Source organism: Pollutimonas nitritireducens, from assembly GCF_002849615.1.
GTDB lineage: Bacteria > Pseudomonadota > Gammaproteobacteria > Burkholderiales > Burkholderiaceae_B > Pollutimonas > Pollutimonas nitritireducens.
Genome location: NZ_PDNV01000011.1, coordinates 110,233 through 131,347, shown reverse-complemented (window position 1 = coordinate 131,347; position 21,115 = coordinate 110,233). Strand labels below are relative to the sequence as shown.

Annotated in this window: 25 protein-coding genes and 1 pseudogene; 15 read left to right on the top strand and 11 right to left on the bottom strand. The window is 54.1% G+C overall.

What is annotated here, in order from left to right; genetic code table 11:
• The first annotated feature begins 284 nt into the window (after window positions 1-284).
• Both CR155_RS16945 and CR155_RS20835 read left to right on the top strand, forming a co-directional pair.
• Complete coding sequence (locus tag CR155_RS16945; RefSeq protein WP_102071206.1) at window positions 285-797, top strand: cupredoxin domain-containing protein; 513 nt, start codon at window positions 285-287, stop codon at window positions 795-797.
• Window positions 798-811: 14 nt separating this feature from the next.
• Window positions 812-964 (top strand): hypothetical protein, encoded by a 153-nt coding sequence (locus CR155_RS20835; RefSeq protein ID WP_158238293.1) that lies wholly within the window; start codon window positions 812-814, stop codon window positions 962-964.
• 140 nt (window positions 965-1,104) lie between these two features.
• Here the strand turns inward: CR155_RS20835 and CR155_RS16940 are convergent, their stop codons facing one another.
• Window positions 1,105-1,350, bottom strand: coding sequence for a DUF305 domain-containing protein (locus CR155_RS16940; protein WP_158238292.1), 246 nt, complete (start codon window positions 1,348-1,350; stop codon window positions 1,105-1,107).
• A gap of 210 nt (window positions 1,351-1,560) precedes the next feature.
• Window positions 1,561-2,037, bottom strand: a complete 477-nt coding sequence (gene merR / locus CR155_RS16935) for a mercury resistance transcriptional regulator MerR (protein WP_011633169.1) — start codon at window positions 2,035-2,037, stop codon at window positions 1,561-1,563.
• A 71-nt stretch (window positions 2,038-2,108) separates the two neighbouring features.
• On the opposite strand from merR, the gene merT reads away from it, so the two are divergent.
• Genes merT through merE form a run of 6 tightly spaced genes read left to right on the top strand, consistent with a single transcriptional unit; the run spans window position 2,109 to window position 5,141 of the window.
• On the top strand, window positions 2,109-2,459 hold the full coding sequence (merT, locus tag CR155_RS16930; RefSeq protein WP_102071204.1) for a mercuric ion transporter MerT: 351 nt from the start codon (window positions 2,109-2,111) through the stop codon (window positions 2,457-2,459).
• Window positions 2,460-2,474: 15 nt separating this feature from the next.
• Window positions 2,475-2,750 carry a mercury resistance system periplasmic binding protein MerP gene (gene merP, locus CR155_RS16925; protein WP_102071203.1) on the top strand — a complete coding sequence of 92 codons (276 nt, stop codon included), beginning with the start codon at window positions 2,475-2,477 and terminating at the stop codon, window positions 2,748-2,750.
• Window positions 2,751-2,752: 2 nt separating this feature from the next.
• On the top strand, window positions 2,753-2,944 hold the full coding sequence (merF, locus tag CR155_RS16920) for a mercury resistance system transport protein MerF (RefSeq protein WP_102071202.1): 192 nt from the start codon (window positions 2,753-2,755) through the stop codon (window positions 2,942-2,944).
• Window positions 2,945-2,992: 48 nt separating this feature from the next.
• A complete protein-coding gene (gene merA, locus CR155_RS16915) occupies window positions 2,993-4,645 on the top strand; it encodes a mercury(II) reductase (RefSeq protein ID WP_102071201.1) in 1,653 nt (550 codons plus the stop codon).
• Between the two features lie 17 nt (window positions 4,646-4,662).
• Window positions 4,663-4,908, top strand: a complete 246-nt coding sequence (locus CR155_RS16910; protein ID WP_011633164.1) for a MerR family transcriptional regulator — start codon at window positions 4,663-4,665, stop codon at window positions 4,906-4,908.
• Complete coding sequence (gene merE / locus CR155_RS16905) at window positions 4,905-5,141, top strand: broad-spectrum mercury transporter MerE (RefSeq protein ID WP_011633163.1); 237 nt, start codon at window positions 4,905-4,907, stop codon at window positions 5,139-5,141. The genes CR155_RS16910 and merE overlap by 4 nt, the downstream gene beginning before the upstream one ends.
• On the opposite strand, the gene CR155_RS20925 is transcribed toward merE, so the two are convergent.
• Both CR155_RS20925 and CR155_RS20915 read right to left on the bottom strand, forming a co-directional pair.
• Complete coding sequence (locus CR155_RS20925; protein WP_199171805.1) at window positions 5,136-5,276, bottom strand: hypothetical protein; 141 nt, start codon at window positions 5,274-5,276, stop codon at window positions 5,136-5,138. The two genes, merE and CR155_RS20925, sit on opposite strands and share 6 nt — an antisense overlap.
• Window positions 5,277-5,391: 115 nt before the next feature.
• Window positions 5,392-5,952: pseudogene (locus CR155_RS20915) on the bottom strand (DUF4396 domain-containing protein).
• A gap of 410 nt (window positions 5,953-6,362) precedes the next feature.
• Between CR155_RS20915 and CR155_RS16895 the strand changes: the two are divergent.
• Window positions 6,363-6,695, top strand: a complete 333-nt coding sequence (locus tag CR155_RS16895) for a DUF4148 domain-containing protein (RefSeq protein ID WP_158238291.1) — start codon at window positions 6,363-6,365, stop codon at window positions 6,693-6,695.
• 268 nt (window positions 6,696-6,963) lie between these two features.
• A complete protein-coding gene (locus tag CR155_RS16890) occupies window positions 6,964-9,348 on the top strand; it encodes a heavy metal translocating P-type ATPase (RefSeq protein WP_199171803.1) in 2,385 nt (794 codons plus the stop codon).
• A gap of 21 nt (window positions 9,349-9,369) precedes the next feature.
• Here the strand turns inward: CR155_RS16890 and CR155_RS16885 are convergent, their stop codons facing one another.
• From CR155_RS16885 to CR155_RS16855, 7 genes are all read right to left on the bottom strand, one after another.
• A complete protein-coding gene (locus tag CR155_RS16885; protein ID WP_011633161.1) occupies window positions 9,370-9,855 on the bottom strand; it encodes a c-type cytochrome in 486 nt (161 codons plus the stop codon).
• 81 nt (window positions 9,856-9,936) lie between these two features.
• Entirely contained in the window at window positions 9,937-10,470 is a 534-nt protein-coding gene (locus CR155_RS16880) for a M23 family metallopeptidase (RefSeq protein ID WP_233214382.1), read from the bottom strand.
• 254 nt (window positions 10,471-10,724) lie between these two features.
• Window positions 10,725-11,237, bottom strand: coding sequence for a cupredoxin domain-containing protein (locus tag CR155_RS16875; protein WP_199171802.1), 513 nt, complete (start codon window positions 11,235-11,237; stop codon window positions 10,725-10,727).
• Window positions 11,238-11,300: 63 nt separating this feature from the next.
• Window positions 11,301-12,437: a copper resistance protein B gene (locus CR155_RS16870; RefSeq protein WP_199171801.1), complete on the bottom strand. Its 1,137-nt coding sequence runs from the start codon at window positions 12,435-12,437 to the stop codon at window positions 11,301-11,303.
• On the bottom strand, window positions 12,434-14,275 hold the full coding sequence (locus CR155_RS16865) for a copper resistance system multicopper oxidase (RefSeq protein ID WP_102071241.1): 1,842 nt from the start codon (window positions 14,273-14,275) through the stop codon (window positions 12,434-12,436). The genes CR155_RS16870 and CR155_RS16865 overlap by 4 nt, the downstream gene beginning before the upstream one ends.
• Before the next feature lie 392 nt (window positions 14,276-14,667).
• On the bottom strand, window positions 14,668-15,639 hold the full coding sequence (locus CR155_RS16860; RefSeq protein ID WP_102071197.1) for a F510_1955 family glycosylhydrolase: 972 nt from the start codon (window positions 15,637-15,639) through the stop codon (window positions 14,668-14,670).
• Between the two features lie 75 nt (window positions 15,640-15,714).
• Window positions 15,715-15,963 carry a DUF2933 domain-containing protein gene (locus CR155_RS16855; RefSeq protein WP_158238290.1) on the bottom strand — a complete coding sequence of 83 codons (249 nt, stop codon included), beginning with the start codon at window positions 15,961-15,963 and terminating at the stop codon, window positions 15,715-15,717.
• 339 nt (window positions 15,964-16,302) lie between these two features.
• Between CR155_RS16855 and CR155_RS16850 the strand changes: the two genes are divergently transcribed.
• The 5 genes from CR155_RS16850 (at window position 16,303) to CR155_RS16830 (ending at window position 21,084) form a co-directional block, all read left to right on the top strand.
• Window positions 16,303-16,503: a heavy-metal-associated domain-containing protein gene (locus CR155_RS16850; protein WP_011633156.1), complete on the top strand. Its 201-nt coding sequence runs from the start codon at window positions 16,303-16,305 to the stop codon at window positions 16,501-16,503.
• A 385-nt stretch (window positions 16,504-16,888) separates the two neighbouring features.
• On the top strand, window positions 16,889-17,572 hold the full coding sequence (locus CR155_RS16845; protein ID WP_011633155.1) for a heavy metal response regulator transcription factor: 684 nt from the start codon (window positions 16,889-16,891) through the stop codon (window positions 17,570-17,572).
• A 5-nt stretch (window positions 17,573-17,577) separates the two neighbouring features.
• Window positions 17,578-18,990, top strand: a complete 1,413-nt coding sequence (locus tag CR155_RS16840; protein WP_102071240.1) for a Cu(+)/Ag(+) sensor histidine kinase — start codon at window positions 17,578-17,580, stop codon at window positions 18,988-18,990.
• Between the two features lie 98 nt (window positions 18,991-19,088).
• Window positions 19,089-19,340: a DUF805 domain-containing protein gene (locus tag CR155_RS16835; protein WP_233214381.1), complete on the top strand. Its 252-nt coding sequence runs from the start codon at window positions 19,089-19,091 to the stop codon at window positions 19,338-19,340.
• Between the two features lie 121 nt (window positions 19,341-19,461).
• Complete coding sequence (locus tag CR155_RS16830) at window positions 19,462-21,084, top strand: multicopper oxidase family protein (protein WP_102071196.1); 1,623 nt, start codon at window positions 19,462-19,464, stop codon at window positions 21,082-21,084.
• The last annotated feature ends 31 nt before the right edge of the window (window positions 21,085-21,115 follow it).

Sequence of the window (21,115 nt, the reverse complement as noted above, 5' to 3'; positions counted from 1 at the left end):
ACCGCAGACTAAATATGGAGAAGGTTCATGGTAACTCAAATAAACCGCCGACTAAAACAGGCGATGACATTACTAAATTGTAATCTACAAGTCTGCGGATCGGCAGTTGTACTTCGTTAAAGTGCGATTGATTGCTCAAAGCTGTTGCCGTTAAAGCGACTAACTTGAGGTTATGAAATAGGAAACCTGTTTTGTGGCCGGCTTGAGTTTTCGATTTCGATACTGTTTTTTACTGCGGCAGCTTGAAATGGCTGCCTACCTAAACAAACTCTAGGAGAGTATTCATGATGAAAAAGACCCTTTCTGTTCTGGCTTTGAGTGCGCTTCCAGTCCTCGCATTGGCTGCGGGGAACCATGCTGGGGGACATGGTGCGCCGACGCACGGCATGCCTGGCCACGATATGTCCACGATGTCGAATGCGCCTTCGGCAACTGGTCAGCCGGGCGATGCATCCAAAGTGACACGTACGATTGAGCTGACGATGGACGACACCATGCGGTTTACGCCTGATGAAATCCAGGTGAGCGCTGGCGAGACCGTTCGTTTCTTTATCAAAAACACCGGAAAAATTCCTCATGAAATGGTAATCGGGTCCATTGCCGATCTGAAGGCTCATGCGGCCGAAATGCAAAAAATGCCGGGGATGCAGCATGCCGAGCCGAATATGATCACATTGGCCCCGGGTAAGATAGGTGGCTTGGTGTGGCAGTTCGACCAAGCGGGTACTGTCGATTTTGCCTGCCTGCTTCCAGGCCACATGGAAGCAGGAATGGTTGGCAAGGTGAAAGTCAGCTGACCTATTGCATTGAAATGTCACAGAAGAAGTTGATCATCGGGGTGGACGGCGTCGTTATAGTCGGTGCCGTCGCTGTTCTGCAGATGCATGGCGAGATGATGCGCGCCATGGGCGACATTATGATTAAGTATGCCGACAAGCTTGAAGTGCTGTCCTCGCCTCAATAACGAGACTTGAGTTCGACCCAAAGACCTGTCAAGTAAGCTATTTCGATGGCTTTGGATGCGCTGCGAACCATTCACCGAACTTCGCGATTTTTTTTCTGGGCTGCGATGATTTCTTTGGCCATCTGTTTCATCTCGGAATCTTATCCTTTTTTCAGCTTTAGCTCGGCCATGTCTACAGCGCCCTGGTGGTGAGCCCGTATCATGGCGGCAAAGTTATAGTCAATATCACCTGAGGGCTTCATAGCATCCATGCTTTTGCGCATTTCCGTCATGGAGTCCCGCATATCCATGAGCATGCCGCTCTTGGCCGCCTCCGAATCTGTCACAGGCTGGTTTGGTTGAGTGGCTGGCGTTTGAGCTGGCGCTGAAAACGAGATGGCTGCCATGCTCGCTCCCAGCAGCAACGGCAACAGGCGATGTATCGCCCGGGTGCTCGCACGTCGTGTTATTTTCGGTTGAATGTGCATGATCATTCCCGGGAAAGTTAGCCAATGTTGGCGGTACGGTACTTGCCAGCAAGTGTCATGGCGTTAACTGATGCCGACGGCCTTCGACATGGAGATGGTCGTTCAATTGCAGTTTCTATTTGGGGTGTCTCAGAATTCGGAAAATAAAGCAGGCTGCGTAGTCAACCCATGACCACTCTGCACCGACACCGCGAGGTTCGCCCCGTCTTGCAGTGACGCAATCAGCGGGCAGGTAACGTTTCCCTTCCGTGAATGGCAGGCGCACACCAGTTCAGACAGAACGGCCTCCATGCGCGCCAAATCGGCCATCTTTTCGCGCACATCCTTGAGCTTGTGCTCGGCCAGGCCGCTCGCTTCCTCGCAATGTGTTCCGTCATCTAGCCGTAGGAGCTCGGCGATTTCATCCAGGCTAAAGCCCAGCCGCTGGGCCGATTTCACAAAGCGCACCCGTGTTACATCCGCCTCGCCATAGCGGCGAATGCTGCCATAGGGCTTGTCTGGCTCCGACAGCAAGCCCTTGCGCTGGTAGAACCGGATGGTCTCCACATTGACTCCGGCCGCCTTGGCAAAAACGCCAATAGTCACATTCTTAAAATTAGTTCGCATATCTCTTGACTCCGTACATAACTACGGAAGTAAGCTTAAGCTATCGAATACAAATTTGAAAGGACAAGCGCATGTTTCCACCACAAAGCGGGCGCGGCGCGCTCTTCACCGGAGGGCTAGCCGCCATTCTTGCGTCAGCCTGCTGCCTCGGGCCGTTGGTTCTGATCGCCTTGGGCTTCAGCGGAGCATGGATCGGCAACCTGACGGTGCTGGAACCCTATCGCCCGATCTTTATCGGCGTGGCGCTGGTGGCGCTTTTCGTCGCCTGGCGGCGCATCTACCGGCAGACAGCCGCCTGCAAGCCGGGCGAGGTGTGCACGATTCCGCAAGTGCGAGCTACTTACAAGCTCATTTTCTGGGTCGTAGCCGCGCTGGTTCTGGTCGCGCTCGGATTTCCCTATGTCGTGCCGTTTTTCTACTAATCAGAGAGGTCTACCATGAAAAAACTGTTTGCCTCCTTCGCACTCGCTGCCGTTGTTGCTCCTGTGTGGGCGGTCACCCAGACCGTCACACTCTCTGTACCCGGCATGCTTTGCTCGACCTGCCCGATTACCGTCAAGAAGGCGATTTCCAAGGTCGAAGGCGTCAGCAAAGTTGACGTGACCTTCGAGACACGCGAAGCGGTTGTCACGTTCGATGATGCCAAGACCAGCGTGCAGAAGCTGACCAAGGCAACCGGAGACGCGGGCTATCCATCTTCAGTCAAGAACTAATCATGAAAGCCCCGAAGACACTGCTGTGGGTCAATGTCATTGGTACGGTTTTCGTGGCGCTATGTTGTTTCACACCCGTACTGGTCATTTTGCTCGGGGTGGTCGGTTTGTTCGCTCTCACCGACTATCTGAACAGTGTGCTGCTGCCTGCGCTGACGATTTTCATTGGTTTAACCATCTACGATATCCAGTGAAAACACCAAGTCGATGCCTGTTGCACCCCTCAATCTACTGGAAAAAAAATGACTGAAATCACCGTGAATGGTATGACCTGTATATCCTGTGCCACCGATGTCAAAGTTGCTTTGGAAAAAATTCCCGGCGTGAATGGCGCTGTGGTGTCCTATCCCGAAAGCCGCGCGCGGGTCTCGGTAGACGCTGCCGTGGCCGTGAGCCATGACCAAATTCTGGCCGCTATCGCGGCATTGGGTTATCAAGGTTCGATCCGCGTTGGCGATTTCAAAAGTGATACGAAAAGTCGTGATGCTCTTGAGGGGGCCGGTTTACACATTGCCGTCATTGGCAGCGGTGGAGCCGCGATGGCGGCAGCACTGAAGGCCGTCGAGCAAGGCGCGCACGTCACGCTGATCGAGCGCGGCACCATCGGCGGCACCTGCGTCAATATCGGCTGTGTGCCGTCCAAAATCATGATCCGCGCTGCCCAGATTGCCCATCTGCGCTGCGAAAGCCCGTTCGATGGCGGTATCGCGGCTACTGTGCCTGCGATTGATCGTAGCAAACTACTGGCCCAGCAGCAGGCCCGCGTCGATGAGCTGCGCCACGCCAAGTATGAAGACATCCTGGACGGCAATCCGGCCATCACCGTTCTGCACGGTGAAGCGCGTTTCAAGGACGACCAGCGCCTAGTCGTCCGTTTGAACGGTGGTGGCGAGCGTGTAGTGGCGTTCGACCGCTGCCTGGTCGCCGCGGGTGCCAGCCCGGCAGTGCCGCCGATTCCGGTCTTGAAAGAGTCACCCTACTGGACTTCGACCGAAGCCCTGATCAGCGACACCGTTCCCGAACGTCTGGCCGTAATCGGATCCTCGGTGGTGGCGCTGGAATTGGCGCAGGCTTTCGCCCGGCTGGGTAGCCAGGTCACGATCTTGGCACGCAACACGCTGTTCTTCCGCGAAGACCCTGCCATTGGCGAGGCGGTCACAGCCGCCTTCCGTACCGAAGGAATTCAGGTGCTGGAACACACGCAAGCCAGCCGGGTCGCCCATGTTGACGGCGAATTCGTGTTGACCACGGGGTTCGGTGAAATACTCGCCGACAAGCTGCTGGTCGCTACCGGACGGACGCCGAACACGCGCAGCCTGGAATTGGAAGCGGCGGGTGTCGCTGTCAATGCCCAAGGGGCCATCGTCGTCGACCAGGGCATGCGCACGAGCAACCCGAACATCTACGCGGCTGGCGACTGCACCGACCAGCCCCAATTCGTCTATGTGGCGGCAGCGGCCGGCACCCGTGCCGCGATTAACATGACTGGCGGCGACGCGGCCCTCGATCTGACCGCGATGCCGGCCGTGGTGTTCACCGATCCGCAAGTGGCGACCGTGGGCTACAGCGAAGCGGAAGCGCATCACGACGGGATCGAGACCGACAGCCGGTTGCTCACGCTGGACAACGTGCCGCGTGCGCTCGCCAACTTCGACACGCTGGGCTTCATCAAGCTGGTGGCCGATGCCGGCAGCGGGCGCTTGATCGGCGTGCAGGTAGTGGCACCGGAAGCGGGCGAGCTGATCCAGACGGCGGCCTTGGCAATTCACAACCGCATGACAGTGCAGGAACTGGCCGACCAGTTGTTCCCCTATCTGACGATGGTCGAGGGGCTGAAGCTCGCGGCACAGACCTTTAGCAAGGACGTGAAGCAACTGTCCTGCTGCGCCGGATGAGGAAAAGGAGGTGCTCAATGAGCGCCTACACAGTGTCCCGGCTGACCCTTGATGCGGGGGTGAGCGTGTATATCGTGCGCGACTATCTGCTGCGCGGATTGCTGCGGCCGGTCGCGTGCACCACGGGCGGCTATGGCTCATCTGCACAGCTTGCGGTGCTGCGTCAGCTCGTCGAACGTCGGCGCGAGGCGTTGGCCAGCTTGGAAATGCAATTAGCAGCCATGCCAACCGAGCCAGCACTGCACGCGGAGAGTTTGCCATGAACAGCCCCGAGCGCTTGCCGTCTGAGACGCACAAACCGATCACCGGCTACCTGTGGGGCGTGCTGGCCGTGCTGACCTGTCCCTGCTATTTGCCGATTCTCGCCATTGTGCTGGCCGGCACGACGGCTGGCGCGTTCATTGGAGAGCATTGGGGTATTGCAGCCCTCATGCTGACCGGCTTGTTTGTCCTGTCTGTGACGCGGCTGCTGCGAGCCGTCAGAGGCCGATCATGAGCGCTTCCCAGTCAATTGAATGGACAGTGGCGCAACAGGCGTGTCCCACCCCATGATCATGCCGGGCGACATAATCGCTCCACCCACGTCGCGAGCTGAGAGGCGCATGTTTACAAACAGTGCCGGAAAAGTCATGCCTCTCAATGGCATTAAGTCAGTGGCCATGGTAACAGCGGCTAATTGCGTGTGCGTGACATTAGGTTGCATGGCATGATGTCCCTCCGCAGAGGGCTTTACTGATGTATGGCCGTTACTTGAGTGGTTGTTTTTTTGTCTGTTTTGTTTCGTCTGGGCGTTCGGTCTTCAAGCCGTGTTTCATCTGCCTGGCTACCCTCCAGCCATTGACGGGGTAAGTTACGGCAAAACCAGCAATGATACCAACTGACATGACGCCCCAAAACAGCAGTTAGACCGGCTCCATCGCCCGCATGTTGCGTGCAGTTATTAGCAGCCTCATGGTGGGCGCTATGCCTGCCATCATGGCATTCATACTAATAAATTCCGGGATGAAGGACTTTTTGACACTATCCCAGTAGCTGCCGCCAATCATGCTTTCCATAAAAAGAGACTGGAAGATGAAAAGACCAAACGCGCCCCCCGCTAAATAGTCAACAATGCGATCCAACCACATCGGTAGCCCCAGCGCTGCCGTGGTCGCCGCCGTCAGGATAGTGCCAGTGGCGTCGCCTGCCACGCAGTGGATGGTTGAGCATGCGCTTTGTTTCCACAGTGGCTTGATGAATTGCTCATGCGCGCCTGACCTGGGCTCTTCATCGGCTATTACATACAGCAGCAAGCCGATCGGCCCCATATAGAGATCACCAACACGAAGCTCCACTTCATTACCACCGGCTCGGGATTATGGTGAAACGGATCCCACGCAACGCAGGCTGTGGATATAGTCGCTAGAGCAAACCAGACAATAAGAAAGTAATCGATAGGTTGGGCGATAATAGGAATCTTGAAGCAATAACGCACGGGTTTCAGTCCGCACTTACTGCTCGAACCTTGTTCGTCAGCAATTTCTGTGCTGTTACCGGGTCATTACCTCGATGCGGCCTACATTACAAAGGTAGACCAAATAATGACGTATTCGTCATACCAGCGTCATCGGACTGTTGGGCGCTGCTCGCTAAAGTGGAGTCCTGACCAGAAAGAACTGGCAGAGCGATCGCGCAGTATGACAGCGCTTCGCGGCAACGACTCTCAATGGAACCTACTATGTCATTTCGTTCAAAAACTCTTTTCGCCTTGCTAGCCGCTGCATTAGCGGTTCCCGCCACCAGTTTTGCTTATTGGATTCCCGATAATAGTGAGCAGGGCGGTACCGAAGTGCAGGATTGGTCCAACATGAAGAGTCGAACGCAGGTGCTCCAGGAGCTTGAGCAAGCCAAGGCAGACCCTACTTGGGCTACACGTCAAGGAGAAGCGACAGGTATTTGGCCTCAAATCAACGCTGAGCCAATGAAGTCACGAGCACAGGTTCAGCAGGAATTAAAGGCACTGACCGCTAGAGAAAAAGCATACATTCAAAGCTTTTATACGGGCGCTTAATGCCTCGTATACGATGGTTCATTGTTTTGGTGCATGTGTATCTTTAATTTATAGATGTCTACTAAAATGCGATCCGTCGATTAGCTATTGTCGTCATTATTCATGACAAAAATGTAATGAAATTGACCGCAAATTGTCAGTTTCGCGAACAGTAAAGTGTGACATGATCAATACACCTGCCATCCGGTGCGATCTAGGGCTCTACGCTGTTTCAGGGTGGTGATAGCGGTCAGCGTAGCCCAATACCAAATGGGAAAGCGGCTACGTCATGACAGCACATGATCACAAACACACTCATCACGGCCAACCCGGTGACTTAAGCGGCGGATCTACGCCACTTGGCGAGAACCACGCTAAATTGCCTGAGTCCCCGGTCTCGACGTTAAAGGACCCAGTGTGCGGAATGTCGGTGACCGAACAATCGCCACACCATCTTGAGCTTGACGGCCAGCTGTTTTATTTCTGCAGCACTGGCTGCCAAGCCAAATTCAGTGCCGGCCCGGCCAAATATCTCTCTAAAAGCCAACTGAGCAAAAAACCAACTCAGGCAGCCGCACCGGGTACCATCTACACCTGTCCGATGCATCCCGAGATTCGCCAAGATCACCCCGGAAACTGTCCAAAATGCGGTATGGGGCTAGAGCCGCTTATGCCCACGCTAGAGGACGATAACCCCGAGTTGGCGAACTTCACTCGCCGGTTCTGGTGGACCTTGCCGTTAACGGTAGTCGTCACGACGTTGGCCATGTTCGGTCACCAATTTGGCTGGTTTGGCGTGGCCGCTCAAAGCTGGATCGAGTTGGTGCTTTCCTTGCCAGTGGTGCTCTGGGCTGGTTGGCCATTCTTTGTGCGGGGTGTGCAATCGGTCATCAACCGCAGCCCCAATATGTGGACACTCATCGGCCTGGGCACTGCGGCGACTTTCATCTATAGCGTCGTGGCGACCGTTACACCGGAAGTGTTTCCCGATACGTTCCAGTCCATGGGACGCATTGCGGTGTACTTCGAAGCCGCTGTGGTCATCATTTCATTGACGCTTTTCGGGCAAATCCTTGAGCTAAGAGCCCGCTCACAAACCTCGGCGGCCATCAAGTCGCTAATGGGATTAGCCCCGAAGACGGCGCGGCGTATCCTGCCAGATGGTACCGAAGAAGATGTGCCGCTGACCCACGTTCACGAAGGCGATCGCTTGCGTGTGCGTCCGGGCGAAAAAGTGCCGGTGGATGGGGCGGTGGAAGAGGGGGCGAGTTCAATTGACGAATCTATGCTGACCGGCGAACCGCTACCCGTCAGCAAACGCGTGGGCGATAAAGTCATTGGCGCCACGATGAATACATCGGGTGCACTGGTGATACGCGCCGAAAAAGTGGGCGCGGCTACAGTGTTGTCTCAAATCGTGCAGCTTGTGGCGCAAGCACAGCGTTCCCGAGCGCCTATGCAACGCATGGCCGATCATGTGGCGGGCTATTTTGTCATGGCCGTGGTCGCTATCGCTGTGATTACGTTTTTCGTGTGGGGGTTCTGGGGGCCACAGCCCAGCTGGGTGTACGGTCTGATCAATGCGGTGGCCGTGCTGATCATTGCCTGCCCGTGTGCGCTAGGTCTCGCGACTCCTATGTCTATTATGGTCGCCACTGGTCGTGGTGCGACGCACGGCGTCTTGTTCCGGGATGCCGCTGCCATCGAGAACTTCCGCAAGGTCGATGCCTTAATCGTCGATAAGACCGGCACCTTGACAGAAGGGCGGCCCACGTTTGAGCAAGCGGTTCCCGTCCAGGGCGTTAGCGCCGACGAGGTGCTGCGCCTGGCTGCCAGCCTGGATCAAGGCAGTGAGCACCCGCTGGCCGACGCTATCGTTAATGCCGCGCGAGAGCAGGGCATTGCCCTGGCCACGGTAGATGAGTTTGAATCCGGCTCCGGGATTGGCGTTCGCGGAAAGGTTGAGAGCAAGCGTTTGGCGCTCGGTAATACCGCATTGATGCAGCAAGAAGGCGTCGATGTGGCGAGACTGAGCGAAAAGGCAGATCGCCTGCGTGTGCAAGGCGCGAGCGTCATGTATCTGGCCGCGAATGGCGACCTGTTGGGCTTGCTTGCTGTGTCAGACCCCATTAAAGCCAGTACACAAGAAGCCTTGAATGAACTGAAGGCCGCTGGAATTCGCGTCATCATGGCCACGGGAGATGGGGTATCGACGGCCCAAGCCGTGGCGCAGCGTCTGGGTATCGATGAATTTCATGGTGAGGTAAAGCCAGCCGATAAGCTCGATCTTGTCACAAAGCTTCAAGACCAAGGGCATATCGTGGCGATGGCGGGGGATGGCATTAATGATGCCCCTGCCTTGGCCAAAGCTGATGTGGGCATTGCCATGGGTACCGGCACCGATGTCGCCATGAATAGCGCCCAGGTCACGCTGGTGAAAGGCGATTTGCGAGGTATCTCGATTGCCCGCCATTTGTCTGACGCGACCATCGCCAATATGGAGCAAAACCTGGGATTTGCCTTCGTGTATAACGCTTTGGGCGTGCCACTGGCGGCGGGTGTGTTGTATCCGTGGACGGGGCTGTTGCTCTCGCCGATGTTTGCTGCGCTGGCGATGAGCTTGAGCTCGGCCTCGGTGGTGACCAATCCATTGCGGTTGCGTAAAGCAAAATAAAAGGCTTTCACGCCTAATGAGTTACTGTGGCCGTTGCTGCGTGATTTCTTTTTGAGCAACTAACGCCTGCTTGGGCCAAGAACTCTTGATATAAGCGAGCACAGCCCGAATGTCGTGATCGGTCAGTAATTTGTTATAGGCCGGCATATCGCTCACATATCCGGGTGGGGCTGTCACGCCAGGCACCAGGCCATTTTTAGTGATGTCAATCAACACGGCGTCCGGATGATGCCAGGTATGGCCCGTTTCGTCGTGCGGTGGCGCAGGCAAACGACCATTGGCTTGACGTACCCGCCAGTCAGGCTGGCCTTCCAGCTTCGCGCCATGGCAGGATAAGCAGTTGTTGGCGTAGATGTCTTTGCCGATGGCTACGAGTTCTTGATCGGAAGGATCAATAAATACCGGTCTTGAGTCCATCAAGGCTTCATACATAAACAAGCCGGCTCCGAGCGCCAGGGCACCAAGCACACCAATCATCACGCCTGTTTTTTTCACCGCTATTGCCATTGGAATTATCCCCACTCACTTTGTTGCACGATCAATCTATGTGATTTTCAGCTACCGCTATTCGGGCGGCACAACGTAGCCTCATCTTTGGACATAGGAGGCAAGTTGCCGTTTTTCCTGGATGGGGTCTATCGGTTGATTGTTGACGCGCAGTTCGTAATGCAGATGAGGGCCACTGGATGTTCCGGTTGAACCGACATAGCCAATGATTTGTCCCTTTTCTATGTTGGCCCCTTTCCTTAGACCATTCTTAAAACGACTTTGATGCGCATAGACAGTGGAATAATTATTGTCGTGTTCTATGAAAATCACTTTGCCATATCCATTTTGAACACCAATGAAAGAGATTTTTCCCTGAGCCGTTGCGCGGATGGGGGTGCCTTTTGGGGCAGGGTAATCAAGACCTTGATGGCCTGCCCACTTGCCCGAAACGGGATGTAGCCGGTAGCCAAAGGCTGAATTGATACGAGCGCGTTCGCTCAGTGGCGTGTTAAGAAACATCTTTTGCAAGCTCTCGAGCCGAGGAGTTGCTTTATGAGAGTGTTTGCCGAGCGTGTGAGTGGGGCCTTCGATGATAGAAGTCTGTCTGACTTCCGAAGCCACGGCGGTATTCATTAGAAGGTAACCGAAGACGAGAAACAGGCTTTTTAATAGCGTATGCATGTCATATAGAAAATATTTAGATAGTGCGAGAGCGTGGTTCGCCTTCTGTGGCTGGATCAACTACTGATTAGTGTGGAGAAATAAGTATTGGCAGCACTGCATCCGCAGTGCTGCCAATCTGGGGAACGCGTCGTAGCTACTGCACCGGATCATCCATCACGAGGTGGATGGATGATCCGGCCATAAGGCGCCGCCTTTATGACGCATTATCCGACTTTTACCTTACCGATCATGCCCGCTTCCATGTGCCCAGGAAGAAGGCAGGCAAAGTCAACGGTTCCGGTCTGGGGAAACTGCCAGACAATCCCGCCTTTTTGGCCAGGATTGACCGTGATCATATTGGGCTCAGCATGTTTCATCCCCGGCATTTTTTGCATCATGGCGGCATGCTCTTTGAGTTCTGCAACGGAGCCGATCACCATTTCATGAGGAATCTTGCCGTTGTTCTTCATGAAAAAACGGACCGTCTCACCAGGCTTGACGTTGAACTGGCTTGGAGAAAAACGCATGGTGTCGTCCATGACGAGTTCGATCGTACGCGTGACCTTGGCGGCGTCGCCAGGTTGTCCCACGGCGGAGTCACCTTTGTTCATGCTGGACATATCATGACCTTGCATCATGGTGCCGTCTTTCATCTCATGACCTCCACCATGGCTTCCGGCGGCTAATGCCAGGGCGGGTAACGTGCTTAATATCAGTATAGATAGTGTCTTTTTCATGAAAACCACTTTTGGATAAGGGAAAAATAAGAGCATCAGGCGTGATGTTCCCTGGTACAACAGTTAAAAGCGAAAACTCAAACCGGCCACGAAACGGGTTTCCTGCTTGGAGTCGCCCGCCGCGCGCGCGTAATCCGCCGTTTTTCCGAATTTGCTGGACCATTCCACGCCAACGTAAGGAACAAACTGACGCGTGACTTCGTATTTGAGACGCAAGCCCGCAGTACCGTCTGTCAGGCCGCTGCCAATGCCCCAGCGTTCATCGTCCTTGCCGTGGAAATTTACTTCCACGCTTGGTTGAAGGTAGAGCTTCTGGGTAAGCAAGATGTCATACTCCGCCTTCAGCCCCAGAGCGGTTCGTCCGCTGGGGCCGACATAGGCGGTGGCATCGACTTCAAACCAGTAAGGCGCAAGCCCTTTAAAGCCGAATGCCAGCCATTCTCGGTTTGGCGCGCCCTGTGCATGGTCGAATCGTACGCCCAGTTCCGTATCCCAGAACGTTGAAACCGCATGACGCCACAGGAGCTGCGTCTCGGATTCCTGCAACTTGCCGCTCGCTACTTCGCCTTCCGCTTTGATGACGGCGCGGTTATAGGTGCTGCCATACCAGGCCTCTCCTTCATAGGCCGCCCACTCTTCGCCTCGCGCCCTGACGTACTCCAATCGGTCGAAGTAGACCGAACCGAAGTTGTGCATGTCCGACATGACCAGTGCATCTGAGGGTGGCAGCGCATACTTGCCCGCGTTACGCACATATCCTTCCGAGTAGGCATCCGGATCGCGTGCATCCGGGGGCGCCGATCCGCCTTGCATCTGCATATCGCCGTGGTCCATTTCTCCACCGCTCGTATTCATTGCTCCCATATCGTGAGCAGTGGCAGCCGGAGCTGTGTTGGCTTGGCCATGGTTCATTCCCGGCATGGCCTCTGCTGGCTTAGTTGCGGGGGTTGATTTCATATTCATCGTGCCATGGTCCATGCCAGGCATATTCATTTTGCTGTGATCCATGCCAGGCATGCTTGCTGCATCGGCAGGAGCCGAGCTGGCCGGCGTGGCAGTATGGCCACTATGGGCGTCATGCGCTTGGGCGTAGGCAAAAAGCGGAGTGGCGCCGAGCGTTGCGATGGCGACTCCAAGAATGCGTTTTTTTATATGGGTATTCACGGTCAAGATTCCCTTTTTCTCGTTTATTGAGCTCATGCCACCACCACTTCGCGAAACATCCCCGCATCCATATGCAGCATCAGATGGCAATGCCAGGCCCAGCGACCCAGTGCATCTGCGGTCACGAGAAAGCTAATGCGTTGCGCCGGCTGCACCGGAATCGTGTGGCGGCGAGCTTGGAAGCTACCGTCGGGCGCCTCCAGTTCGCTCCACATGCCGTGCAAGTGCATGGGGTGCGTCATCATGGTGTCGTTGTGCAAAATAACCCTGACCCGCTCACCGTAGCGAAAATGCACAGGTGTCGACTTTCCGAACTCCACGCCGTCGAACGACCAGGTGTAGCGCTCCATGTTTCCGGTCAAATGGAGCTCGATTTCACGCTCTGCGCCGCGCGGATCCATCGCACCGCCCACGGTGTGCAAGTCCGATAGCGTCAATACTCGGCGGCCGTTGTTGCGCAGCCCAATGCCGGGATCGTCCAAGTTGGTGCGCGGCATGTCGACCCGCATATCGATGCTTGGACCATATTCGGTCCTGGCGTGGCGTACTTGGGTGCTGGCGCCAGTTGCTGTCATTGCGCCATGATCCATACCAGCCATGCCTGCGTGATTCATGCCCTGCATACTGCCATGATTCATCCCAGCCATAGCACCATGATCCATACCGCCCATGGATGATTGGCCGGACCCACCATGGCTCATTCCTGCCATGCCCGCGCCCATTGAACCCATCATGTCAGCCATGGTGAGCCATTCCACTGGGTCAAGCGCGGGCACGGGCGCGTCGAGACCGGCACGCGTAGCCAGTGTGCCCCGTGCATACCCGGTGCGGTCCATGGCTTGCGCAAAAACGGTATAGGTATCGTCTTTGGGCTGGACCAGCACGTCGTAGGTTTCCCCTGGACCAAAGCGGAATTCATCCACCGTTACGGGCTCTACATTGACGCCATCGGCCTGAACCACCGTTAGCTTCAGACCTGGTATACGCACGTCGTAAAAAGTGTTGGCTGCCCCGTTGATGAAACGCAGGCGGACCCGCTCACCGGGACGGAATAATCCCGTCCAGTTGCCGGCCGGGGTTGTGCCGTTCATCAAATAGGTCAACACATTAGCCGACAAGTCCGCCAGGTCGGTTGGACTCATGCGCATTTCGTTCCACATCTTGCGCTTGTCGATGGCCGCTTTCAGGCCATCTCGTGACACGTCCTGGAAGAAATCAATGGCGGTGGGCTGGTTGTAGTTGTAGTAGTCGCCTTGCATTTTGAGCTTGGCCAGGACTCGCATCGGATCCTCGTCGGTCCAGTCAGAAAGCTGAACGACGTACTCGCGATCAGCCCGTATGGAGTCGGTTTGTGCCGGGTCGATAATGATCGCCCCATAAACGCCGGTCGCCTCCTGCATGCCAGAATGGGAGTGATACCAGTACGTGCCGCTTTGTTCAACTTTAAATCGGTAGGTAAATGTTTCTCCTGGAGCAATGCCCGTAAAACTGATACCTGGCACGCCATCCATTTGGAAGGGCAGGATGATGCCGTGCCAATGGATGGAGGTGGCTTCCTTCAGACGGTTCTTGACGCGAATAGTGACCGTATCGCCTTCGCGCCAACGTAAGGTAGGCGCAGGAAGCGAGCCATTCACCGTCGTCGCGATGCGTGGGCTGCCGGTGAAATTGACGGGCGATTCACCGATCTCGAGGTTGAACTCGGTCCCCGTCAGCACAGCGGCCGAACCGGTGCTCGTATTGACGGACGGAGCTCCGGCGGCTCGGGCAAAGGGCGATAAGCCCAACAATACGCCGCCAGCCGCAAGGCCCTGAACGAATCGGCGACGGGGCAGTATAGGCAGTGCAAGCGAGTGCGGTAGCAAGTGTTTCACGTGAGCGTATCCCAAAGTCGAAAGAGGGTAGATATCAATCATCCTTCGATGATCAAAGCCTCAAATTAAATTGATGACATGCACTTTAACGAAATGTGCATGTCGGCCCAATGACGCTGGCATTACATTTTTGTAATGCGAGGGTGTTCGTCAGATTGGTCGTCTGGTTGCATTTTCGATACTGGCGGAAGCGGGGTGACACTTAATCGTGTCACGTTCACATCAAGTGCCCATCATCCAAAACATCATGGCTCCCATGCCGACGAGAGCAAAAACAGCCAAGAGTCCAATCGCCGCCAGCACGATCACAATGATTTTTATCAGCTTATTGCTCATGGGATTGTCCAAGCCATTTGATGGGAGCTAGATGCCAAAATTTAGAAGGGCGGACCTTATTTATCGAGGGCCGTGCCACCGTCAGCGATTTGCGTCCACGTTGCACCCCTATCTTTAGTGATATAGGCGCTACGCTTGAAGGTCGCAATAGCAACTTCTTCGTGGCGGGTAGGGTTTTGAGCAATGAAGGCCACCGCGTCTTTGTTCAATGCAGGAAGCTTGATTTTTTCATTCGCTCCGCCATCACTCAGGCCCATGCGACTCAGCACGGGGGCGTTTGCGTAACTGCTAACCCAAAGGTGCTCGCCATTCAGATCGAACCACTGTGCTAGTACCTGCGTGCTTCGAATCAATAGCTCAAAATGGTTGCCCGCGTCACGAGACAAGTACAACCCGTCGGCGGCACCCACGGCAACGACGTTGGCATCGCGTGGATGCACCGCTAAGCTGTTGATTTTGGCCTTCAGACCATTAGCGGCTGCTCGCGTCCACGTCAGGCCGTCTGTTTGAGTCATATACAGGCCAGCTTGGGGCATCCGGGTATTAGGCCCATAATTCAGAACATAAACCGCATTGGTTTCATAGCTTGTGGCCAAGGTATGAAAATCGGACTCTCCTTCTAGCCCCAACTGCCGCCAGGTTTTTCCTGCATCCGTACTTTTAATAAGGCCAAACGGATTAATTAGGTTAGAGCCTGCTGCTGGATGCCCGCTGCTGTAAAACGCCTCTCGGGTGGTGGCAAATCCCATGTAATCATGCTCAGGCCCGGCCATTTTTGCCCATTGACCATCCACATACGCCGCGATGCCATGATGGCTCGGGATAAGCAGCTGTTGACCGTCTGCGCTATAGGCAAGCCCGTGCAGGTGGGTGAGTTCAATCGGCGCAGCCCGTGCCAAAGTCTTTATGGCTTGTGTATCGGCTAAGGATGGCTCGGTACTTGCGGTTGCTACGCCAAGTCCGCCGAACATAAATAGCGTGGCAACGCTTGTTGCCGCCAAGATGGTAAAAATCGTTTTAGAACTCATCACGTGATATCCGTTAATCCAAGTGCTATCCCATCCTGAGTCCGCCATGAGTAGAGTGGGACGGCTGTGCGCCGACTAATCTTTGAGCGGCGAGTGTCCGACCAATGGTGTGGTGGGAGCTTTGTCGGCTTGGTTTTTTTCCGCCCTTTGGTCCTTGTCGCAGGAGTGCATGCCTTTCATCATGAAAAACATCATCAAGGGGCAAATCAGAAGGAATAAAAACGGAGCACCGGCGGCAATCCATCCACGGGCGGCGGGCATAGTCGCGTACGCCACGGCAACGACTACGCCTAGGCCAAGGGCCGTCTTCATCATGGTTTTCATATCACATTTCATCATCGTTTCCTTCAAATAGGCAGGTTGCTTTATATCCGCCCGGCAGTGATGAGTAGGCGGTGACAAATACACTGTAGCCAACTAGGGCTGTCAGTTCGATTACGTTGTCATTACATTTTTGTCATGTCCGTGCCAAGTTTCACGGTAGTCAAGCAACTGGCTGTTACTTAAAGGAAAAAAGAGATAGCAACTGCGGTCGCTCGAGTGGCGCAAGTATTTGATCTTAATGCAGAAAATGCTCGGTAAATGCGACGTTGGGCCAGCTTGACATTGTCGTCGTGGGAAGGTTTAGTATTGTCATGCTGCACTACCTAAGGAGATAGCAGAATGATTGAATTTGAAGTGAAAGATATGACTTGTGGCCACTGTGTGGATACCATCACGCGCGTGATCAAAGAAACGGCACCGGCGGCCAGCGTTGGCATTGATCTTCCCGCTCATTTGATTCGGATCGATGGAGTTCTCAATGCAGATACCATTGAACGCGCCATTCGAGAAGTTGGATATACGCCGAAACGTGTATCTTAGAGGGCCCGGCACCGTTAAACTGCTGAGCCCTAGCCCATTTTTTGACATGCTTTAGGGATTTTTCGGCACAATACTCGTGATAGATCATCTGAGGCCAGCGATATTATTGGTCACGTGCTTGGCAGATGTTCATAACTATCTGGTAAAACGCTTGGGTAAAATCACTGCCGTGCGCCAAGTAACTGGCCGCGCAGACGGAACGTCTGCGCGCTGTTCATAAAAGAATTCCTTCGAATTATCGGTATATTACAATTTTGTAATTCATCCGTCATCGTGCTGTCAGCTTGCCACGGGTAGAGTCTCGTCATGAGTTCTGACGCTTCTAGGTCAGGGGGCAATCCCTTAAGTCAGGCACAAAACAGAAGCCTATCGCAGGAGCGATCCCATGAAATTGCTCGTCGTTGAAGATGAGATAAAAACTGGCGAATACGTACGCCAAGGGCTGGTTGAGTCCGGTTTTATAGTCGATCTGGCCCGTACGGGTCTGGATGGGCACCACCTCGCCCTGACAGAGGACTATGATTTAATCATCCTAGATGTCATGCTGCCAGATGTTGACGGTTGGCGTATTGTTCAAGCCTTGCGTGAAGCGAAATCGGCGACACCGGTATTGTTTTTGACGGCGCGCGATAGCGTGGAGGACCGGGTTAAGGGTTTGGAACTAGGCGCCGATGATTATTTGATTAAACCTTTTGCATTTTCGGAGCTGCTCGCACGAGTGCGTACACTGCTGCGCCGAGGCGCAGCGCCCGCTCTGAGTGATCAATTGCAAGTGGCCGACCTGGTGCTGGACATTCCACGTCGGCGGGCGAGGCGGCAAGAGGTACGCATTAACCTGACAAACAAAGAGTTTGCGCTTCTGGAGCTTTTGGTGCGCCGCCAAGGTGAGGTGTTACCGCGCTCTCTGATTGCCTCACAGGTGTGGGACATGAATTTTGACAGCGACACCAACGTCATTGACGTGGCGATTCGGCGCCTGCGCGCCAAAATCGATGATGCCTTTGAACCCAAGCTGATCCATACCGTTCGCGGTATGGGATATATGCTTGATGTCAGCAGCGTAGGTTGAAAAGAGTGGCACGCCGCCCTGCGTCGCTGGCCCTGCGTCTGACCGTATCCATTGGAGCGGTCATCACAGTGGTGCTTCTCACGTTTGGATGGATGGTCCAACGATCCATTAATAGTCACTTCGTTCAGCAGGATGTCGATGAGCTTAATGCTGTTGTTCAATCGCTGACGCAGTCGCTCTCTGAGCCGTCAGCCAGTCAAGAGCCGGATGTATTGAAGCGTCGGCTGGCGGCTGCGATCTCAGGCCATCGTAATGCACAATTTCGAGTGTCGGATAGTCATGGCAATGTGATTTACGCTACGCCTAATTCGGATCTGGATGGTTTTACACGGTTGGTTCCCTTTACCGGCGTAATCACCATTGACTCGGTGAAAATCTGGCGGGATAAGGGAGAGACCTATCGAGGTGCTGTTGTGCAGCTAATGAACAAAGGTCTTCAAGGCGCCGAGCCTTTAACCTTAGCCGTTGCCACTGGCATCAATTTTCACTTGCACTATCTTGAAAGCTTTCGCAGTTACCTGAGAGTTATTACGACCGCAGCCTGTCTGATTGCTATTCTGGCGACATGGTTTGCTGTGTATCAGGGTCATGCGCCGATACGGCGCATCAGCCGAGAGATTCGTCGAATCAAATCTGATCAGCTTTTTATTCGGCTCGCACCTGGTACCGTTCCGGTGGAGTTAACTGAACTGGCCGTGTCATTCAACGACATGCTGGATCGCATCGAAGATGGTTTTCAACGCCTGTCGAACTTTTCGGCTGATATCGCTCATGAGCTGCGTACGCCCATAACGAATCTGAAAACGCAGACGGAAGTGGCACTCTCTCAATCGCGCGATGTCGAGCAGTATCGAGAAATTTTATATTCGAATCTGGAAGAATACGAACGTATGGCCAAAATGGTCGGCGATATGCTGTTTTTGGCGCAAGCCGATAATAATCAGCTCAAACCGGAACTGGTCAGCGTGAATTTGGTTACTGAAGTCCAGGAGCTATTTGATTACTTCGAGGCATGGGCCGAAGAACGCTCCGTTTCATTGATATGTAAAGGTCCAGTTATATGTGTTCAGGGTGATAGATTGATGATGCGCCGCGCGCTAAGCAATCTTTTATCCAATGCCATACGTTACACCCCTCCAGGGAGAGCAGTTACAGTCTCGCTAGCTGCTAACAGCAACGACACGATTGCTATTAGTGTAGAAAACCCGGGACATACGATCAATTCCGAGCATCTACCAAGATTGTTTGACCGGTTTTACCGCGCGGATCCTTCACGTCAACGTAAAGGGGACGGAGCTGGTTTAGGTCTAGCTATTGTCAAGTCAATTATTGACGCACATGGCGGCACCATTACTGCAAAAGAGGTGGATGGACATATGATTTTTGAGGTCGCTCTTCCTAAAGCGACGGCCAAGTAAATTTTTAACTAGGTATCGCTGATTAACAATGTGCTACACGCTGTAGCGGCTCTGGTTATAGCGGTGGGTACAGAAATAATTTGGCTGAGGAATACAACATGATGCACGGAATGTATATGAATGGGATGGCGTGGGGGTTTGGTCTCCATTGGTTAGTTATGCTGCTCGTGGCAGCTCTCATTTTGCCGCCCTTTTGGAAAATATTTTCTAAGGCTGGTTTTTCGGGCTGGCTCAGTCTGCTGATGCTAATTCCAATGCTCAATTTGATTGTTCTTTATGTGATTGCGTTTTCAGACTGGTCTTCCCTTGGGCACGGGCATCAAAAGAGATACAGCGACCGGAGGGAGTAGGGTAGAGATGCTTTATAGCTCCTACCTCGCCGGTACCTCTTATTGTTTGCACTGAGCCCGACCGGCGAGCTCTTGAGGGTTACTTTCACATTGCGACAAAAAATGACGTCAGGAGATTACAGTGACAACCAATCATTTAATTAACCGACGCAGCTTTCTGCGTTATGCAGGTTTGGGATCGACTGCATTGCTGCTTGGACTTCCAGAGCCAAGTACTGCCACCCAGATACACAACAGCTTCGAACCGGATCTTTGGATCGAATTGACGGCCGCACCGAATAGCGCTGCGCTACGCCCTGGGTTGGCCACTAATGTGTGGTCCTATCGAGCCCGCGTACTCAAGGGAGATCCCGCAAGTGTCCAGGTGTTGCATGGCAGTTACCTTGGGCCGACCTTACACGTCCAACGCGGACAGAAACTGCGCATCGATTTCTTAAATCAACTCGACCAAGCCAGCAACGTACACTGGCACGGTTTGCATGTGCCAGACACCATGGACGGGCATCCACGCTTCGCGATTGGACCGGGCGAACGTTATCGCTACGAATTTGAAGTGCGCAATCGTGCCGGCACTTATTGGTATCACCCACATCCCCATGGTCAAACGGGTGAGCAGGTGTACTTTGGGCTCGCTGGCTTACTTCTGGTGAGTGACGATGAGGAACAGGTGCTACAGCTGCCACGCGGCGAATATGATGTTCCGATCATCATTCAGGATCGGAGCTTCGATGACGATAACCAATTCCGTTATCTGAGCGGCACCGGCCCTGCTGCCGCAGCGAGTAGCGCCTTCGGCGCGCGGCAGGCGTTGGGTGGCATGATGGGTGGTGGAGGAATGATGTCGGGCGGTATGATGACGTCAATGATGGGGTTCTTTGGTGACACCATTCTGGTTAATGGTCGCTCTGATGCATCACTGGAAGTTGCTAGGCACCCTTATCGATTGCGTATTCTTAATGGCTCTAATTCGCGGATCTATAAGCTAGCATGGCAGGACGGACGGCCGCTCACTGTAATTGGAACGGATGGTGGATTGCTTGAGCGTCCTGTGCATAAGAACTACGTGATGTTGGCCCCCGCTGAACGTATTGAGTTGTGGGCCGATTTCAGCAACGATGATGTTGGCACAAAGATCACACTCATGAGCCTTGCGTTCGAGGGGTCGATGAGAGGCATGATGGGGGGCGGCATGGGGCGGATGATGGGCACATCATCGATGGCTGCTGGAGCGCAGTTTCCGATCTTTATGATCGAAGTGACGCGCGAGTCGAATGGATCGCTTGAGCTACCCGAGCAGTTGTCCAAAATCACCTGGCTACCAGTTGAGGATGCCGTCAATCGTACAGCGCCGAGAACATTCCGAATTACGATGGGGCATATGCAATGGGGATTTAACGGACGCACCTTTGAAATGACGGCCGTGGCGCCCGATGAGCTTGTCAAGCTGAATACCACAGAAGTCTGGGAGTTCGTTAACGATAGCGGCATGATGGCGATGGCACATCCGATACATGTCCACGATCAGCAGTTTCAAGTGTTGGAGCGGCGTAATGGAAAAGGTAGCGATGATGTGCGTGATGGTTATGTCGATCAGGGCTGGAAGGACACGGTACTGGTGATGCCAGGTGAGCGCGTGAAACTTCTGATGCGTTTTAGTGACTATACGGGACTTTATCTCTATCACTGTCACATGCTGGAGCATGAGGACTTTGGGTTAATGCGTAACTACCGGATAGTGGCGTAGTGACTACATCGAAGAGGGCATCTTCAATCTA

Bases quoted from the DNA above. Each gene is read 5' to 3' on its own strand.
- CR155_RS16945 (WP_102071206.1), top strand. From the start codon at position 285: ATGATGAAAAAGACCCTTTCTGTTCTGGCTTTGAGTGCGCTTCCAGTC.
- CR155_RS20835 (WP_158238293.1), top strand. From the start codon at position 812: ATGTCACAGAAGAAGTTGATCATCGGGGTGGACGGCGTCGTTATAGTC.
- CR155_RS16940 (WP_158238292.1), bottom strand. From the start codon at position 1,350: ATGGCAGCCATCTCGTTTTCAGCGCCAGCTCAAACGCCAGCCACTCAA.
- merR (WP_011633169.1), bottom strand. From the start codon at position 2,037: ATGCGAACTAATTTTAAGAATGTGACTATTGGCGTTTTTGCCAAGGCG.
- merT (WP_102071204.1), top strand. From the start codon at position 2,109: ATGTTTCCACCACAAAGCGGGCGCGGCGCGCTCTTCACCGGAGGGCTA.
- merP (WP_102071203.1), top strand. From the start codon at position 2,475: ATGAAAAAACTGTTTGCCTCCTTCGCACTCGCTGCCGTTGTTGCTCCT.
- merF (WP_102071202.1), top strand. From the start codon at position 2,753: ATGAAAGCCCCGAAGACACTGCTGTGGGTCAATGTCATTGGTACGGTT.
- merA (WP_102071201.1), top strand. From the start codon at position 2,993: ATGACTGAAATCACCGTGAATGGTATGACCTGTATATCCTGTGCCACC.
- CR155_RS16910 (WP_011633164.1), top strand. From the start codon at position 4,663: ATGAGCGCCTACACAGTGTCCCGGCTGACCCTTGATGCGGGGGTGAGC.
- merE (WP_011633163.1), top strand. From the start codon at position 4,905: ATGAACAGCCCCGAGCGCTTGCCGTCTGAGACGCACAAACCGATCACC.
- CR155_RS20925 (WP_199171805.1), bottom strand. From the start codon at position 5,276: ATGACTTTTCCGGCACTGTTTGTAAACATGCGCCTCTCAGCTCGCGAC.
- CR155_RS16895 (WP_158238291.1), top strand. From the start codon at position 6,363: ATGTCATTTCGTTCAAAAACTCTTTTCGCCTTGCTAGCCGCTGCATTA.
- CR155_RS16890 (WP_199171803.1), top strand. From the start codon at position 6,964: ATGACAGCACATGATCACAAACACACTCATCACGGCCAACCCGGTGAC.
- CR155_RS16885 (WP_011633161.1), bottom strand. From the start codon at position 9,855: ATGGCAATAGCGGTGAAAAAAACAGGCGTGATGATTGGTGTGCTTGGT.
- CR155_RS16880 (WP_233214382.1), bottom strand. From the start codon at position 10,470: ATGAATACCGCCGTGGCTTCGGAAGTCAGACAGACTTCTATCATCGAA.
- CR155_RS16875 (WP_199171802.1), bottom strand. From the start codon at position 11,237: ATGAAAAAGACACTATCTATACTGATATTAAGCACGTTACCCGCCCTG.
- CR155_RS16870 (WP_199171801.1), bottom strand. From the start codon at position 12,437: ATGAGCTCAATAAACGAGAAAAAGGGAATCTTGACCGTGAATACCCAT.
- CR155_RS16860 (WP_102071197.1), bottom strand. From the start codon at position 15,639: ATGAGTTCTAAAACGATTTTTACCATCTTGGCGGCAACAAGCGTTGCC.
- CR155_RS16855 (WP_158238290.1), bottom strand. From the start codon at position 15,963: ATGAAAACCATGATGAAGACGGCCCTTGGCCTAGGCGTAGTCGTTGCC.
- CR155_RS16850 (WP_011633156.1), top strand. From the start codon at position 16,303: ATGATTGAATTTGAAGTGAAAGATATGACTTGTGGCCACTGTGTGGAT.
- CR155_RS16845 (WP_011633155.1), top strand. From the start codon at position 16,889: ATGAAATTGCTCGTCGTTGAAGATGAGATAAAAACTGGCGAATACGTA.
- CR155_RS16835 (WP_233214381.1), top strand. From the start codon at position 19,089: ATGATGCACGGAATGTATATGAATGGGATGGCGTGGGGGTTTGGTCTC.